At 33.3% G+C, this 16,237-nt stretch carries 14 protein-coding genes and 2 pseudogenes; all 16 read left to right on the forward strand.

The window, feature by feature from the left end:
• Nucleotides 1-40: 40 nt before the first annotated feature.
• The 16 genes and pseudogenes from HT699_RS04585 to HT699_RS04660 all read left to right on the forward strand — a co-directional run bounded on the left by HT699_RS04585 (nt 41) and on the right by HT699_RS04660 (nt 16,194).
• Nucleotides 41-868: an ADP-ribosylglycohydrolase family protein gene (locus HT699_RS04585; RefSeq protein ID WP_119919531.1), complete on the forward strand. Its 828-nt coding sequence runs from the start codon at nt 41-43 to the stop codon at nt 866-868.
• Nucleotides 869-1,006: 138 nt separating this feature from the next.
• Nucleotides 1,007-1,891: a diacylglycerol kinase family protein gene (locus tag HT699_RS04590; RefSeq protein WP_050261636.1), complete on the forward strand. Its 885-nt coding sequence runs from the start codon at nt 1,007-1,009 to the stop codon at nt 1,889-1,891.
• A gap of 162 nt (nt 1,892-2,053) precedes the next feature.
• Nucleotides 2,054-3,793 (forward strand): annotated as a pseudogene (locus HT699_RS04595) (glycoside hydrolase family 13 protein).
• A gap of 274 nt (nt 3,794-4,067) precedes the next feature.
• Nucleotides 4,068-4,523 (forward strand): annotated as a pseudogene (locus HT699_RS11685) (hypothetical protein).
• A 444-nt stretch (nt 4,524-4,967) separates the two neighbouring features.
• Nucleotides 4,968-5,444, forward strand: coding sequence for a type II toxin-antitoxin system antitoxin PezA (gene pezA / locus HT699_RS04605; protein WP_000579612.1), 477 nt, complete (start codon nt 4,968-4,970; stop codon nt 5,442-5,444).
• Complete coding sequence (gene pezT, locus HT699_RS04610) at nt 5,444-6,205, forward strand: type II toxin-antitoxin system toxin PezT (RefSeq protein WP_172934137.1); 762 nt, start codon at nt 5,444-5,446, stop codon at nt 6,203-6,205. Before pezA ends, pezT begins: the two co-directional genes overlap by 1 nt.
• A gap of 27 nt (nt 6,206-6,232) precedes the next feature.
• Nucleotides 6,233-7,390, forward strand: a complete 1,158-nt coding sequence (locus HT699_RS04615; RefSeq protein ID WP_001213951.1) for a hypothetical protein — start codon at nt 6,233-6,235, stop codon at nt 7,388-7,390.
• Nucleotides 7,391-8,221: 831 nt separating this feature from the next.
• A complete protein-coding gene (locus HT699_RS04620; protein WP_000817623.1) occupies nt 8,222-8,578 on the forward strand; it encodes an SAG1252 family conjugative relaxosome accessory protein in 357 nt (118 codons plus the stop codon).
• A gap of 4 nt (nt 8,579-8,582) precedes the next feature.
• Nucleotides 8,583-8,948, forward strand: coding sequence for a MobC family plasmid mobilization relaxosome protein (locus HT699_RS04625; RefSeq protein WP_000401239.1), 366 nt, complete (start codon nt 8,583-8,585; stop codon nt 8,946-8,948).
• Nucleotides 8,935-10,758: an SAG1250 family conjugative relaxase gene (locus HT699_RS04630; RefSeq protein WP_172934138.1), complete on the forward strand. Its 1,824-nt coding sequence runs from the start codon at nt 8,935-8,937 to the stop codon at nt 10,756-10,758. The genes HT699_RS04625 and HT699_RS04630 overlap by 14 nt, the downstream gene beginning before the upstream one ends.
• Before the next feature lie 113 nt (nt 10,759-10,871).
• On the forward strand, nt 10,872-11,738 hold the full coding sequence (locus HT699_RS04635) for a helix-turn-helix domain-containing protein (protein ID WP_172934139.1): 867 nt from the start codon (nt 10,872-10,874) through the stop codon (nt 11,736-11,738).
• 590 nt (nt 11,739-12,328) lie between these two features.
• Complete coding sequence (locus HT699_RS04640) at nt 12,329-12,580, forward strand: hypothetical protein (protein ID WP_172934140.1); 252 nt, start codon at nt 12,329-12,331, stop codon at nt 12,578-12,580.
• 228 nt (nt 12,581-12,808) lie between these two features.
• Entirely contained in the window at nt 12,809-13,111 is a 303-nt protein-coding gene (locus HT699_RS04645) for a hypothetical protein (protein WP_000792536.1), read from the forward strand.
• Complete coding sequence (locus HT699_RS04650; protein WP_054375616.1) at nt 13,108-14,466, forward strand: protein kinase; 1,359 nt, start codon at nt 13,108-13,110, stop codon at nt 14,464-14,466. Before HT699_RS04645 ends, HT699_RS04650 begins: the two co-directional genes overlap by 4 nt.
• Nucleotides 14,467-14,497: 31 nt before the next feature.
• Nucleotides 14,498-15,397: an ABC transporter ATP-binding protein gene (locus HT699_RS04655; protein ID WP_224782874.1), complete on the forward strand. Its 900-nt coding sequence runs from the start codon at nt 14,498-14,500 to the stop codon at nt 15,395-15,397.
• Nucleotides 15,394-16,194, forward strand: coding sequence for an ABC transporter permease (locus tag HT699_RS04660; RefSeq protein WP_000642567.1), 801 nt, complete (start codon nt 15,394-15,396; stop codon nt 16,192-16,194). Before HT699_RS04655 ends, HT699_RS04660 begins: the two co-directional genes overlap by 4 nt.
• The last annotated feature ends 43 nt before the right edge of the window (nt 16,195-16,237 follow it).

The following is a 16,237-nucleotide window of genomic DNA, read 5'->3' on the forward strand; positions in this document are numbered from 1 at the left end:
ACCAATATAAAAAGCATCAAAATGAACAAGGAGGAATCTGATGCTTGGAGCAATTATTGGAGATATTGTCGGTTCTGTTTACGAATGGAACAATATCAAAACAAAGGACTTTCCTTTATTTCGGAAGGACTGCTTTTTTACAGATGACACGGTTATGACTTGTGCTGTTGCAGAAGCAATTATGAATGGTGGACAAAAAGACGACTTCATTGACGCGATGAAGAAATATGGCAGAATGTATCCGAATGCTGATTACGGTGCTCGGTTTAATGCATGGCTAAACAGCGATAACCGTGAGCCTTATAATAGCTTTGGTAATGGATCAGCTATGCGTATTTCTCCATGTGCTTGGATCATGGACTGTGGTTTTTATGCGAAAACTGGTATATGGCCATCATCTAGAGGACTTACGAGTCTTTCTGCAGAGGTAACTCATAATCATCCAGAAGGTGTCAAAGGCGCTATGGCTACAGCTGATGCTATCTTTCTATGTCGTTTTTACTTTGGTGGTTATTGTAGAGAGTACGAGCAATCAATTAACGACAATCCTACAGAGTGTAAAAGACGAATTAAGGATTATATAGAAAAAGAATACGATTACAATCTATCTCAAACTTTAGATGAAATCCGTCCTAACTATCGTTTTAACGAAACATGTCAGGAAACTGTCCCTCAAGCCATTATCGCCTTTCTTGAAAGTAGAGACTTCGAAGATGCGATAAGAAATGCCATCTCACTTGGTGGCGACAGTGATACTCTCGCAGCAATCACTTGTAGCATAGCAGAGGCAGCTTACGGTATTCCTGATTGGATCAAGGATAAGGCCTATTCTTACTTGGATGAACCCTTAAAGGATGTAGTTAGGTGATGGGAAAATAGAATAAAAGCGTATTAATCTCCAGTACATCAGATTTCTCTTTTCTGTATTTTCATTGTATAATAGGATTACATTTACTTGCATACGACGAAATGTAAACATTTCTATTTAAAATTAAGGATAAAATCAATGAAAAAAGCAATGGTAATTATCAACCCCACTTCTGGTGGCGAGAAGGCTTTGGATTACAAAGAAAAGCTGGAGAATAAAGCAAAAGAATACTTTGAATATGTTGAAACCAAAATTACAGAAAAAGCGCTGGATGCAACACATTTTGCTGAAGAAGCTTCTCGTGAGCAGTATGATGCAGTGGTTGTGTTTGGTGGAGATGGGACTGTCAATGAAGTCATTTCAGGTATTGATGAGAGAGGCTACATTCCTAAGTTAGGGATTATCCCAGGCGGTACGGGTAACCTCATTACAAAACTTTTGGAAATCAATCAAGACATCGATGGCGCAATTGACGAACTGGATTTTGATTTAACCAATAAGATTGATATCGGTAAAGCAAATGACAACTATTTTGGTTATATCTTTAGTATCGGTTCTCTGCCTGAGGCGATTCACAATGTTGAAATAGAGGACAAAACAAAATTCGGTATTTTAACCTATGCTGTAAATACCATGAAGTCTGTCATGACAGATCAGGTCTTTAACATTAAGGTTGAGACAGAAAATGGAAATTATGTTGGTGAAGCTAGCCATGTTTTGGTCCTTTTGACAAATTACTTCGCTGATAAGAAAATCTTTGAAGAAAACAAGGACGGCTATGCCAACATTTTGATTCTGAAAGATGCCTCTATATTCTCCAAATTATCCGTCATTCCTGATTTATTAAAAGGGGATGTTGTCGCAAATGATAATATCGAGTATATCAAAGCGCGTAATATTAAAATCTCTTCAGATAGTGAATTGGAGTCAGATGTTGACGGAGATAAATCAGATAACCTACCTGTAGAAATCAAAGTCCTAGCTCAGCGAGTAGAAGTATTTTCAAAACCGAAAGAGGATTAGTATATAGAGAAAGCCTTTTTTAAGGCTTTTTGTATACTTTAAAAGATAGTTCCTTTAACAACGGACATTCCTTGCAAATAGTTTACAAAAATAGTATACTGGATTTATTGAGTTTGAAAACGTTTTCGTAAAATTTGAATGAATACTTTAGGAGACAAATTGATGGAATTGAGTGCTATTTACCATAGGCCTGAGTCGGAGTATGCCTATCTTTATAAGGATAAGAAACTCCATATTCGAATTCGAACTAAGAAAGGGGACATTGAAAGCATCAACTTGCACTATGGGGACCCTTTTATCTTTATGGAGGAGTTTTATCAGGATACAAAAGAAATGGTCAAGATAACTTCTGGTACCTTATTTGACCATTGGCAGGTTGAAGTGTCAGTTGACTTTGCACGTATCCAGTATCTCTTTGAGCTCAGAGATACAGAAGGTCAAAATATTTTGTATGGCGATAAAGGGTGTGTGGAAAATTCTCTAGAAAATCTTCATGCAATTGGGAATGGATTTAAGTTGCCTTATCTTCATGAGATTGATGCCTGCAAAGTTCCTGACTGGGTTTCAAATACGGTATGGTATCAGATATTTCCTGAAAGATTTGCCAATGGCAATGCTCTATTAAACCCAGAAGGGACTTTAGACTGGGATTCATCTGTCACACCTAAGAGCGATGATTTCTTTGGTGGTGATTTACAGGGGATTATTGATCATATGGATTACTTGCAAGACTTGGGTATTACTGGACTATATCTTTGTCCCATCTTTGAATCTGCAAGCAATCACAAGTACAATACGACAGATTACTTTGAAATTGACCGTCATTTTGGAGACAAGGAGACCTTTCGGGAACTGGTGGATCAAGCGCATCATCGTGGCATGAAAGTCATGCTGGATGCGGTATTTAATCATATTGGTTCGCAATCTCTTCAATGGAAAAATGTCGTCAAAAATGGTGAACAGTCTGCTTATAAGGATTGGTTCCATATTCAACAATTCCCAGTGACAACTGAAAAGCTAGTTAATAAGAGAGACTTACCCTATCATGTTTTTGGTTTCGAGGACTATATGCCTAAGCTAAATACAGCCAATCCAGAGGTCAAGAATTATCTTTTAAAGGTTGCGACTTATTGGATTGAAGAGTTTAATATCGATGCTTGGCGTTTGGATGTGGCTAATGAGATTGACCATCAGTTCTGGAAGGATTTTCGTAAGGCAGTTTTAGCTAAAAATCCTGATCTTTATATCCTAGGAGAAGTCTGGCATACATCTCAGCCTTGGCTAAATGGAGATGAGTTCCATGCCGTCATGAATTATCCTTTATCTGATAGTATCAAGGACTATTTCTTACGAGGAATTAAGAAGACAGACCAGTTCATCGATGAAATCAATGGAGAGTCTATGTATTACAAGCAGCAGATTTCAGAGGTCATGTTTAATCTCTTGGATTCACATGATACAGAGCGAATCCTGTGGACGGCCAATGAAGATGTTCAACTGGTTAAATCAGCCTTAGCCTTTCTCTTTTTACAAAAAGGAACACCGTGCATTTATTACGGAACCGAGCTAGCCTTGACTGGAGGACCAGATCCAGATTGCCGTCGTTGTATGCCTTGGGAACGTGTATCAAGTGACAATGATATGCTGAACTTTATGAAGAGGCTGATTAAGATTCGGAAATACGCATCAGTAATCATTTCGCATGGCAAGTATAGCCTTCAAGAAATCAAATCTGATCTAGTAGCTCTGTAATGGAAATACGAAGGACGGATCCTCAAAGCAATATTCAACCAATCAACAGAAGATTATCTTTTAGAGAAAGAAGCAGTAGCACTAGCAAGCAATTGCCAAGAATTGGAGAATCAGCTTGTCATCTCTCCAGATGGATTTGTGATTTTCTAAAAACTAGTTGATGAAGATTATGGTACATTTCATATCTTATATAGTATAATAAGGCTAGTTACTAAACTTGTAAAGGAGAACTTAAATGAATTGTAGAGGACATGAAACAAGACAAAGAATTGTTAGAGATTTTGAAGTTTAGCCTAAAGCACATATTAAGCTGTTAGCAAATCAACAAAAACATAGTGATGCAGGAGCAACTATTGAAGATGAATATTATGTATTTATCGCTGAGAGTAAAATTGATGGCAAGAAGGAAGTTATTCAGTGTTGCATGGGTGCGGCAAGGGATTTTTTAGAACTAATTAATCACAAAGGGCTACCTCTTTTTAATCCGCTTGTAGGTGATTCTCATGTAAATAATAGACAAGAATATGACAATACAGGGAGTGGAAATTTATAACCTGAAAAGTGGAATGAAACTGCAAAGCAGCTTTATAATGTTATAATGTGGTTGATTATTTTATGGAATGCTAAGCCGGATACACCTTTATTTAATTTTAAAGACGAAGTAATTAAGTATAAAACATATGAGCCTTTTGAAAGCAGTATAAAAAGAGTAAATACTACTATAAAGAATGGTAGTAAAGGGAAAACTCTGACTGAGATGATTAATGGCTACAGAGCGGATAACGATATTAGAGATGAAATTCGTAACTTTAATATTCTGAAAAATAAAATTCGTGATATGAAAGACCAACAAGGAAATACAATGGAATCTTACTTTTAGTTATTGTTGAATTTTGGGTATTCTATAAAATATCCTAATTGAGATTTAAATAGTAGACTATACAATATAGTTAAAATATCAGTAAAAACAACACTTTATTGAGGTATTGGATACGCTTTGCTAATAGCCTAATAATCACATGTGGAGTGTTGCTACAACGAAAAAGGTGATAATCCTTGATTTCAAGCTATTTTATAAGCATTTTGTCTTTGTAGATAAAGGCAATTTTGACAATAAAAATCCTAAAAGGTGAATCGTTATAGATGTATTTGTAGATATCGTTTGCGCATCGAAAAAATTAATACAAGAATAAATATTTATAGCTCTTTAGGTGACTTTTATAGAAGTAAAGTTTAGGATAGAAAAACAAGAAATAACGCACCATTTTTGGTGCGTTATGCTTTTTTATGCTATAATGGATTTATAAAAATAAAGGAGTTTGCTATGATTGGAAAGAACATAAAATCCTTACGTAAAACACATGACTTAACACAACCCGAATTTGCACGAATTATAGGAATTTCTCGAAATAGCTTGAGTCGTTATGAAAATGGAACGAGTTCAGTCTCTACGGAATTAATTGACATCATTTGTCAGAAGTTTAATGTATCTTATGTCGATATTGTAGGAGAAGATAAAATGCTCAATCCTGTTGAAGATTATGAATTGACTTTGAAAATTGAAATTGTGAAAGAAAGAGGTGCTAATCTATTATCTCGACTCTATCGTTATCAAGATAGTCAGGGAATTAGCATTGATGATGAATCTAATCCTTGGATTTTAATGAGTGATGATCTATCTGACTTGATTCATACGAATATCTATTTAGTAGAAACTTTTGATGAAATAGAGAGATATAGTGGCTATTTGGATGGAATTGAACGTATGTTAGAGATATCTGAAAAGCGGATGGTAGCTTAATGGAAATCCAAGATTATACTGATAGTGAATTCAAACATGCTTTAGCAAGGAATCTTCGTTCACTGACAAGAGGAAAAAAGTCCAGTAAGCAACCTATAGCGATTTTGCTTGGAGGGCAAAGTGGTGCTGGTAAGACTACAATTCATCGTATTAAACAGAAAGAATTTCAAGGAAATATTGTTATCATAGATGGTGATAGTTTTCGTTCTCAGCATCCACACTATTTAGAACTGCAGCAAGAATATGGCAAAGATAGCGTTGAATACACCAAAGATTTTGCAGGAAAAATGGTAGAGTCTTTAGTAACAAAATTGAGTAGTTTGGGATACAATCTTTTGATAGAGGGAACTTTACGAACGATTGACGTTCCAAAGGAAACAGCACAACTCTTGAAAAGTAAGGGATATGAAGTACAATTAGCCTTGATTGCGACAAAGCCTGAGCTGTCCTATCTGAGCACTCTTATCCGATACGAAGAACTGTACGCTATCAATCCAAATCAAGCACGCGCAACTCCAAAAGAACATCATGATTTCATTGTAAATCATCTAGTTGATAATACACGGCAATTAGAAGAACTAGCTATCTTTGAAAGAATTCAAATTTACCAACGAGATAGAAGTTGTGTATATGATTCAGGAGAAGATACAACTTCAGCAGCAGATGTTCTTCAAGAGTTACTCTTTGGGGAGTGGAGTCAGGTAGAGAAGGAGATGTTGCAGGTGGGGGAAAAGAGACTTAATGAATTACTTGAAAAATAAACAATTGATATTTTTAGGAGAATAGAAATGAGAGGGTTTAATAACAAGATAAAGTCTGTTTATCAAGAACTAACAAATTCCAAAGAGAAATTCGGTAGCTTTCACAAGACTTTAATTCATTTGCATACACCTGTTTCTTATGATTACAAGCTATTTTCTAATTGGACTGCAACGAAATATAGAAAAATTACTGAAGATGAACTATATGATATATTTTTTGAAAATAAGAAAATAAAAGTTGATAAGACAATTTTTTTTAGTAATTTTGATAAGGTTGTTTTTTCTAGTTCAAAAGAATATATTAGTTTTCTTATGTTAGCAGAGGCAATCATAAAAAATGGAATAGAAATAGTTGTAGTAACTGATCATAATACTACCAAAGGTATTAAAAAGTTACAAATGGCAGTCTCAATCATAATGAAAAATTATCCGATTTATGATATACATCCTCATATTTTACATGGAGTAGAAATTAGTGCAGCAGATAAATTGCATATTGTATGTATATATGATTATGAACAAGAATCATGGGTTAATCAATGGTTAAGTGAAAATATTATAAGTGAGAAAGATGGAAGTTATCAACATTCACTGACTATAATGAAGGATTTCAATAATCAAAAAATAGTTAACTATATTGCTCATTTCAATAGTTATGACATTTTGAAAAAAGGTTCTCACTTATTAGGTGCATATAAACGAAAAATTTTTTCTAAAGAAAATACACGATTTTTGGAGTTTAATATTAACTCGAAAGAATCTTCGCAACAACTTGATATTCTCTATAAAGAAGTTGGTGTATTAAGTTTGGGACAAAAAGTTGTAGCCATGCTTGATTTTTTATTAGCATATAGTGATTATTCTAAAGACTTCAGACCATTGATTATTGATCAGCCTGAAGACAATCTAGACAATCGTTATATTTACAGGCATTTAGTTCAGCAGTTTAGAGATGTGAAAGCTCAACGTCAAATTATTTTAGCAACACATAATGCTACAATTGTAACAAATTCTATGACAGATCAAGTTGTTATTATGGAGTCAGATGGAGTTAACGGATGGATTGAATCACAGGGATATGTTAGTGAAAAATATATAAAAAATCATATCATCAATCAATTAGAGGGAGGAAAAGATTCCTTCAAGCATAAAATGTCTATATATGAGACGGCTTTATCAGAGTAGAGTCAGAAAAAGTAGGTTAGAAATTTAGCCTACTTTTTTCTTTGTCCGACAGGCATAGTGTACATCTGAGGTCCAAGTCCTCTGTGGATATTTGCTGCAGATGAAACCAATAGCGACTCCTAAGCCTGAATATCGTGAGGTAGGGGGGATAGGAAGGAATTAGCGAAATCAAGGTTCTACAAACAGAATCGTGACTTGAAGCCATATATAGCGGATGAGGAACTCTAAAATCCAAATAGGTGTCGTAACCTATATACGTAAATTACGAGAGTAAACTAGGAAAGATGTACGGCTTATTCCGTGAGCGTTTAGGACGTAGTACAACGAATCATGGGAGTCAGCTGAACACATAGTATTGAAGAAATTTCTGTAATGGAAATGGAGCGAAGAAGTGAACAATTAAATGAATACCTCTCTAATTAAATTTGTCAATTCTAATTCCTGGTATGAAAAGACAGTGACCTGAAAATGTAAACGATGGGAGCTGATCATAAATATAGGACGGTACATGCAGTGGTGTTAGAGATTAGTCCTTACTTGATTTGTGATAACTTCCCCAAATTTCTTCTGCTATACTTTTCTCAACTTTTAAAAATCCAACTAAGAATTTTACCTGGGGGTTTGGGGGCGAAGTCACCAAGTTATCTTATCGTTGGCTGTCAAAACTAGAAAGTTTTGATAGGCTGGCGATATGATTTTTGGGATATTGTGGACACAATATCTGAGCTCGCAAAGCCTTACAAGAATGAAAATCAGTTGTTGGAAAAGTGTACTGACATTGTATGGTAGCTCACATTGTCAGTACAAGTATTTTGGAAAGGAAGTAGCAGTATGAAACGAGATGTGCGTGATATTCGGAAACAATTTCGTTTAACAGAAGCAGAAGAAAAGCAAATTCTAGCTTTGATGAGAGAGCGGGGAGAGACTAATTTCTCTGATTTTCTTCGTAAAAGTTTACTTTCCTCTGATTTACAAAAACAGATGGAGACATGGTTTGCCCTCTGGCAATCCCAAAAACTAGAACAAATCAGTCGTGACGTTCATGAAGTTTTAATCTTGGCACAGTCAGAACGTCAAGTCACCCAAGAGCATGTATCTATTCTCTTAACGTGCGTGCAGGAATTGATTCAAGAGGTTGCAAACACCATACCCCTCAGTAAAGAATTTCGTGAGAAGTACATGAGGTAAGCACATGGAACATCGTTACCGAACCAATCTCAAGAAAGTGTTTTTGTCTGATAGTGAGTTGAACCAACTAAATATAAATATCGATCAAAGTGGTTGTAAATCCTTTTCTGAATATGCGAGACGAACTCTACTCGATCCTGGTATGAATTTTATCACGATTGACACAAACGGTTACCAAGATTTAGTGTTTGAGTTAAAGAGGATTGGCAATAATATCAACCAGATTGCTCGAAGTGTTAATCAATCTCAGTTAATTTCTGGTGAAGAATTGCAGGAGTTGAAAAAAGGAATTGGTGAATTGATAAAAGAAGTTGATAAGGAATTTAATCTGCAAGCGCAGAAGCTAAAGGAGTTCCATGGTCATCACTAAACACTTTGCCATTCACGGAAAGAGTTACCGCAGAAAGCTTATCAAGTACATTCTCAATCCTGAGAAAACCAATAATCTTGCCTTGGTGTCGGACTATGGCATGAAGAATTTTCTGGACTTTCCTAGCTATGAGGAAATGGTGCAGATGTATCATGAAAATTTCATCAGCAACGATACGCTTTACGATTTTCGCCACGACAGGATGGAAGAAAATCAACGAAAAATACACGCTCACCACATCATTCAGTCTTTCTCGCCAGAGGATCATCTCACTCCTGAACAAATCAATCGGATAGGTTATGAGACTGTGAAGGAATTAACTGGTGGCAAATTTCGTTTTATCGTTGCGACCCATGTTGATAAAGACCACCTGCACAATCACATCATTATCAATTCAGTAGATAGCAATTCTGACAAAAAGCTCAAGTGGGACTACAAGGTGGAGCGAAATCTTCGCATGATTTCTGACCGTTTTTCTAAAATCGCAGGTGCTAAAATCATTGAGAACCGCTATTCTCACCAGCGGTATGAAGTCTATCGTAAGACTAATCACAAGTATGAACTCAAGCAGCGACTCTATTTTTTGATGGAACATTCTAGGGACTTTGAGGATTTCAAAAAGAATGCTCCGCTACTACATGTGGAGATGGATTTCCGTCACAAGCATGCCACCTTTTTTATTACGGACTCAACTATGAAACAGGTGGTGCGTGGCAAGCAACTCAATCGCAAGCAGCCTTACACAGAAGAATTTTTTAAGAACTACTTTGCCAAAAGAGAAATAGAAAGTCTCATGGAATTTTTATTGCTGAAAGTTGAGAATATGGATGATTTACTTCAGAAAGCAAAACTTTTTGGACTAACTATCGATCCTAAACAAAAGCATGTTTCTTTTCAATTTGCAGGAGTGGAGGTAAAGGAGACAGAGCTAGACCAGAAAAATCTTTATGATGTAGAGTTTTTCCAAGATTATTTTAAAAATAGAAAAGATTGGCAAGCTCCAGAAACTGAGGATTTCGTTCAACTTTATCAAGAAGAAAAGTTATCCAAAGAAAAAGAACTTCCAAGCGATGAGAAGTTCTGGGAGTCCTATCAAGAGTTCAAGAGTAACAGAGATGCCGTTCATGAATTTGAGGTGGAGTTGTCACTCAATCAAATTGAAAAAGTAGTGGATGATGGAATTTACGTCAAGGTCAAGTTTGGTATTCGTCAGGAGGGACTTATCTTTGTGCCGAACATGCAGCTTGATATGGAAGAGGATAAGGTGAAGGTTTTCATCAGGGAAACCAGCTCCTACTATGTCTACCACAAAGACGCTGCCGAGAAAAATTGTTATATGAAAGGTCGAACCTTAATTAGACAGTTCAGCTATGAAAATCAAACCATTCCATTACGCAGAAAAGCGACAGTCGATATGATTAAAGAGAAGATTGCGGAAGTGGATGCTTTGATTGAACTGGAAGTAGAAAATCAATCTTATGTCACGATTAAAGATGAGTTAGTGCATGAACTAGCAGCGTCTGAATTGAGAATCAATGAGTTGCAAGAACGAATGTCAACCTTGAATCAAGTAGCAGAATATCTACTGGCTTCAGTTGGAAGTAAGCAAGAAATGAAATTAAATCTTTCAAAACTGAATATAACTGAGAATATCAGTGCTAATATTGTTGAGAAAAAATTGAAGAGCCTGGGGAATCAACTGGAATTGGAAAGGGGCAGGTATGAAAAGATGGTAGTCAGGCTAGATAAATTTATAAATCGCTTAAATACAGGACTTTCAAAAGGAGATGGGATAGATTTTCAAAAATAGGAATCTAGCCAATAATTATATACAATGTGTATCTTTTGTAAAATATATTTGAAATTTAGATTTAATCATGTTACAATTAACATTGAAATCAAATAGAAAAGGAAGATGCAAACGTGGGTACACTATTAGCAACAAGATTAAAAAATAGACGAAAAGAATTAAAAATGTCTCAGCGAGAATTAGCTGAGGGTATCTGTAAACAGGGGCAAATTAGTCGATTAGAGAGTGGAGAGTTCACCCCTGGAGCGGATTTTTTACATGCCCTTGCTAAGAAATTAAAAGTTAGTATGGACTACTTTTTTGATGAGCAGGTTGTAGAGGAAGTCAATGAGTTATCAGAGTTTAAGAAGTTAGCACAGACATTTATCACAAATCGTAATTATGAATCTTTAAAATATATATATGAATTGGAAAATGTAAAAGCCCATCGCTTATCTCTAGCAGATAAATTTTACATGGAATGGATAAAGTCTCCTATAGATTTTTATTTTTATGGACAGAAAGAAGAGGCAATTACACGATTAGAGAATATGCTACCTCAGTTAAATGTATCTGATTTGAACTACCTTCAAGTTTCAAACACTCTATTCAATTTTTATTATGATATTGAAGATTTAGAACGTTTTAATGAGATTAGAGACAAGCTAGAGCATCAAGTGAATCAGCTTAATTTAAACACAATTGAAGAGTTAGAACTATCAATTAAGTTCAATTATAACGTTTGTCGATACCTATGGTTACAGAAAAATATTGAAGAAGCTATTACGAAAATCACAGCTACGATAAAGCAATGTAAGGAGTACAGGACAACTTATCTATTAGCTGATTTGTATTTATTGATGGGAAGTGTAAGTGAAAATTTTTCTTCTAAAAGTTCAGTAAAAGAATATTTTGAGACTGCTCATTTTCTCTACAAACTTGAGGAAAACATGTCAATGGCTTTGAAAGTCGAACATTATTTTGCAGATATAACAGAATAAGGAATACGGTGTTCTAGTGAGCATCGTTTTTTAAATCTAATTTGAATACAAAAAAGTATTAAATAAAAAAAAATAAAAAAAGATTATAAAAATACTTGACAAGCTAATTTTGAAGTGATAAAATAAATGCAAGAAAACGAAAGGAGAGGTATATGAGAAGTTTGTTTAGGAAAATTGTTGCTTTGTTAGTCATAGGATTAATCCTATTAGGGACTGCTGGAGGAACTCAAGTTCATAAGATGGCTAGAGGGATTGATCCAGGTCCTGCGAATGGTATTTATAGATAGGAGATTATAGTCACTTAAAAATCAAAAAATTATAAAATTTTTGTTTTACTTAAATAGATATTTTATGATGGGCGAAGTTTTTATAACTAGTTCCTATAAGTACAGAAACCTATTTTAATTTACTAATTTCAAAACAATTTTTTGAGATATATGTAATTAAATCTAAATTAAGCTTTAAAAAATTATTTTTAGCAATTTGATTTTGAAAGTGTCATGCAGCAATATGAAAGCGTAGAATAGAGGTGTTTCCAATGTACAAGTAAGTTTTGATTCCAAATAAAGTAATAGAAAAGGAGCTATATAATGAGTAGTCAAATGAAAGCTTTCTTGAATGAACTTCAAGGAAATATGGAAGTTGTTGGAGAATTTTTTGATAATCCTGAAAAGGTAATTAGAAAATTTGGAATTGTCGGAAGAGAGAAGGAAGCATTGCTAATCTGTGACTTAAATGATATGGATGATTATGCTCTTTCAATTCAAAATAGCGTTGCATCGCCTTCTGGGGCACATAGTAGCACTTGCCATTTTGTTAGACAAGATTTACAATCCGCATAATTGTTAATATATAAAACATAAAATTTCAATTTTCAATTAGGGATAATAGAATTCCTTACTATGATATAGAAAGTGAATTAATTAGGAAATCTTAGTCAGAGGTTTCTGATTAATTCATTTTTTATATATTAAGAGTGATGTGAAATGTTCAAATTGTGAGACTACTCTCGGATTGTTGTATAGAAATTTAAAATTTTATTGTGAGCTTTTTAAGGAAGAGTGGCCGATATGAAAAATAAATACGATGTTAAAAGAATTATTCCGGATGAATTATCAGAATCACTAGATATTTTTCTAAAAAATTATTCTGAAACTGGATTGTCAGATTATAATACTTATCTCTTTTATGGTTTTATCTTGAAGTCCTATAAATTGCCTCGAGAAAATAGATATAGCATAAAATTATTGGTGAAGGAATTACAAAATAGAGGACTGAAAGTTACATTGATTATCAACATTTATTATCACGCTTTAAATTGTTTGGCTTTAAATGATGGTCTAAAAATTTATGGAGAAGATTTCTTAATATGAATTACGAAAAGTATTTAAACTATTTGGACTATGAAACTGAAATAGAAGACGCATACCATAATTTATTATTAGAATATAAAATTAGTGATAATTTTAGTGATAATTTTAGTGATGAACATTGGTTATATAATTTGCCGTCTAATATCACCCAATCTAAGGGATTTAAAATACACCTGAGCGCTTCAATATTAAATGCTAATTTGGTTGCTAAAAAATTCTTTGATTTTATATTTTCTAGAGAGAAGAAGATAAATTTCAAAATTTTGGTTAGCATTAAAGAACTTTCTTTGCAAAATACAGGGCTTAATGGTTATTCACAAGTCGGGAAATTCATTACAATTTATCCAAAAGATAATAAAGAGTTTCAACGTTTGTTACACAAATTAGAAATATTGTATAAAGGTGTAAAGGGTGTAAACATACCATCAGATTTCAGATTTCAACTTAGCGAGGTTGTATATTACAGATATGGGGAGTTCGTAAAAGATAGCACTTTCAAGGATAAAAGAGATAAGAAAATCCCTTCAAATGTGAATGTTCCAATAAGGGATTACTATATTCCAAGATATAACACTATTCCTGATCAATATATTATTTTGGAAGTGATTTCTAAAAATGCCAAAGGTGGAGTTTATAAAGTATTTAATACTCAAAAGCGAGTTTATTCTTTATTAAAAGAAGCTAGTGATTTATCGTTGGTTGATTTTACAAATAGAGATTCTGTGAATCGTTTAATAAATGAAAGAGAAATATTAGTAGAATTGGAAAAGGAGGAATTTACTCCAAAAGTTTTTAACGATTTTTACATAAAGAATTCGTATTTTGTGGAATTTGAGTTTATTATTGCAGATAAATTAAGCGAGTATAATATGGTTAGTGGCTCGTATGATTGGTTTTTAACATTAATTGATTATATGGAGATAATAAACTCCAAATATAATCTTTCCTATAGAGATTTATCATTTAATAATATACTTATTGATAATAGAAATAATATTTATATTATAGACTTTGAGCATGCCCTAAGGAAAGAAACTCAAATTGAAGAAAAAAAGTTGCCTCTATTTGGAACTCCAGGGTTTTATGAAACCAACTTAAATTTATTGAATAATCAACCAGAGGATATTATGGGATTGGTTTTGTTATTATATTGGAGTCAGAATTTAGATGATTTTAACGTCTTTTCAAAAATGAGTTTTTTAGAAGCGATGGAGTATGCAATGAATTTTAATTCGCGTCGCTTAGACACACTTGATAAATCAGATTGGCTTTATGATATTTATAAAAAAGCGTTCAATTATAAATATGATACTTTTTCTGAATTAAAAAAAGATTTTATAGAGGTATTAAAATAAAGGTAGGGGTGTTATGAATTGTTTCTTGAAAATGAATAATGTAAGTGTTCGTTATGATGACGTAATAGCTTTAAAAGATATAACTTTACAAATAAATAAGGGAGATTTCATTGGCTTATTAGGTTCAAATGGTGCAGGTAAATCTACGTTAATTAATTCTATTGTAGGTTTTCAAGAGATTTATTTAGGAGAAATAGAGTATTGTGATAAAGATTTGATAGTTAGTTCTCAACCTTTTGCTCATTTAGGCTTTACTCCTCAAACCACAGTAATTGATTTTTATACTACTGTGAAGGACAATGTAATATTGGGGCTGAACCTTGCTGGAAAGTTTGGGAAAAATGCTGAGAAGTTGTGTCAAATAGCCTTAGAAATTGTTGGGTTAGCTGATAAAAAAAATAATTTGGTAGAAACATTGTCAGGTGGACAACTGCAACGCGTCCAGATTGCTAGAGCAATAGCTCATAATCCAGATTTTTATATTTTAGATGAACCTACCGTTGGTTTAGATACTGAATCTGCCGAAAAATTTTTAATGTATTTAAAAGATAAGAGTTTGGAAGGAAAAACTATTATCATATCTTCACATGACATAAATCTACTCGAAAAGTTTTGTAAAAAAATACTTTTTTTACAAAATGGCTCCATATCATTTTTTGGTGATATGCGTGACTTTGTAGATAATTCAACTATCAAATTAAATTTTTCAATGCAGAATAGAATTTCTAGATATCAAATTGAATTTTTAGAAAATTTTAGATTTAAAGTTCACATCGAAGATAATGATAGTTTTACAATAGAAGTCCCTATAGAAGAAAATATCTTAGATGTTATCAATGAGATAGGAAAAGCATGTGAAATTAAAAACTTTTCAACAAGTAAATTAACCTTACAAGAAAGTTATTTGCAAAGAATAGGAGGAGAAAAATGAAGGCTGATCAATTAAGGCACAAATCGGACTTAGGTTTAAGAGGTCTAGCGATTATTGCTAAAAATGAGATTATTGCTTTTTTTAGAAGTAAAGGTTTAATTATTTCTCAGTTTCTACAACCAATCTTATATGTTGTTTTTATAATAATAGGATTAAATTCTTCGATAAAGAACATTCAGTTTAATGATATAAAAACCTCTTATGCAGAATATACAATCATTGGTGTTATAGCTTTATTGATAATCGGGCAGATGACTCAAGTTATTTATAGGGTGACAATAGATAAAAAATATGGGCTACTTGCTCTTAAGTTATGCAGTGGAGTTCGTCCTTTATATTATATTTTAGGGATGAGTATCTATTCTATATTAGGGTTGATAGTTCAAGAAATTATTATATATATAATTACGTTAGCGTTTGAGATAAATATCGCAATGGATAGATTTTTTTATACAGTTTTGTTATCTATTGTTGTTTTATTATTTTGGGACTCCCTTGCAATTTTACTTACAATGTTTATCAATGATTACAGAAGACGTGATATTGTAATACGTTTTGTACTAACACCGCTTGGTTTTACAGCTCCTGTTTTCTACTTAATAGATTCTGCTCCTAGTATTGTGAGATGGATTGGTCAGTTAAATCCCTTAACTTATCAATTAACTATTTTGAGAAACTTTTATTTTAAAAATTCAACAACTTTGGAATTAGTTTTCTTATTGTTAACATCATTACTTGTCCTTATATCTGTATCTTTTATTATACCAAAGATAAAATTGATACTGATAGAAAGATAAAAGTTGGGTCATCCAACTTTTTTGTTGTCTCCCGAAAACCACT

The organism is Streptococcus sp. 1055 (genome assembly GCF_013276815.1).
In the GTDB taxonomy this organism is placed as follows: Bacteria; Bacillota; Bacilli; order Lactobacillales; family Streptococcaceae; genus Streptococcus; species Streptococcus pseudopneumoniae.

Coding starts and splice junctions, on each gene's coding strand:
- HT699_RS04620 (WP_000817623.1), top strand. CDS start 8,222: ATGAAACGAGATGTGCGTGATATTCGGAAACAATTTCGTTTAACAGAA.
- pezT (WP_172934137.1), top strand. CDS start 5,444: ATGGAAATCCAAGATTATACTGATAGTGAATTCAAACATGCTTTAGCA.
- HT699_RS04615 (WP_001213951.1), top strand. CDS start 6,233: ATGAGAGGGTTTAATAACAAGATAAAGTCTGTTTATCAAGAACTAACA.
- HT699_RS04640 (WP_172934140.1), top strand. CDS start 12,329: ATGAGTAGTCAAATGAAAGCTTTCTTGAATGAACTTCAAGGAAATATG.
- pezA (WP_000579612.1), top strand. CDS start 4,968: ATGATTGGAAAGAACATAAAATCCTTACGTAAAACACATGACTTAACA.
- HT699_RS04585 (WP_119919531.1), top strand. CDS start 41: ATGCTTGGAGCAATTATTGGAGATATTGTCGGTTCTGTTTACGAATGG.
- HT699_RS04655 (WP_224782874.1), top strand. CDS start 14,498: ATGAATAATGTAAGTGTTCGTTATGATGACGTAATAGCTTTAAAAGAT.
- HT699_RS04650 (WP_054375616.1), top strand. CDS start 13,108: ATGAATTACGAAAAGTATTTAAACTATTTGGACTATGAAACTGAAATA.
- HT699_RS04630 (WP_172934138.1), top strand. CDS start 8,935: ATGGTCATCACTAAACACTTTGCCATTCACGGAAAGAGTTACCGCAGA.
- HT699_RS04660 (WP_000642567.1), top strand. CDS start 15,394: ATGAAGGCTGATCAATTAAGGCACAAATCGGACTTAGGTTTAAGAGGT.
- HT699_RS04590 (WP_050261636.1), top strand. CDS start 1,007: ATGAAAAAAGCAATGGTAATTATCAACCCCACTTCTGGTGGCGAGAAG.
- HT699_RS04625 (WP_000401239.1), top strand. CDS start 8,583: ATGGAACATCGTTACCGAACCAATCTCAAGAAAGTGTTTTTGTCTGAT.
- HT699_RS04645 (WP_000792536.1), top strand. CDS start 12,809: ATGAAAAATAAATACGATGTTAAAAGAATTATTCCGGATGAATTATCA.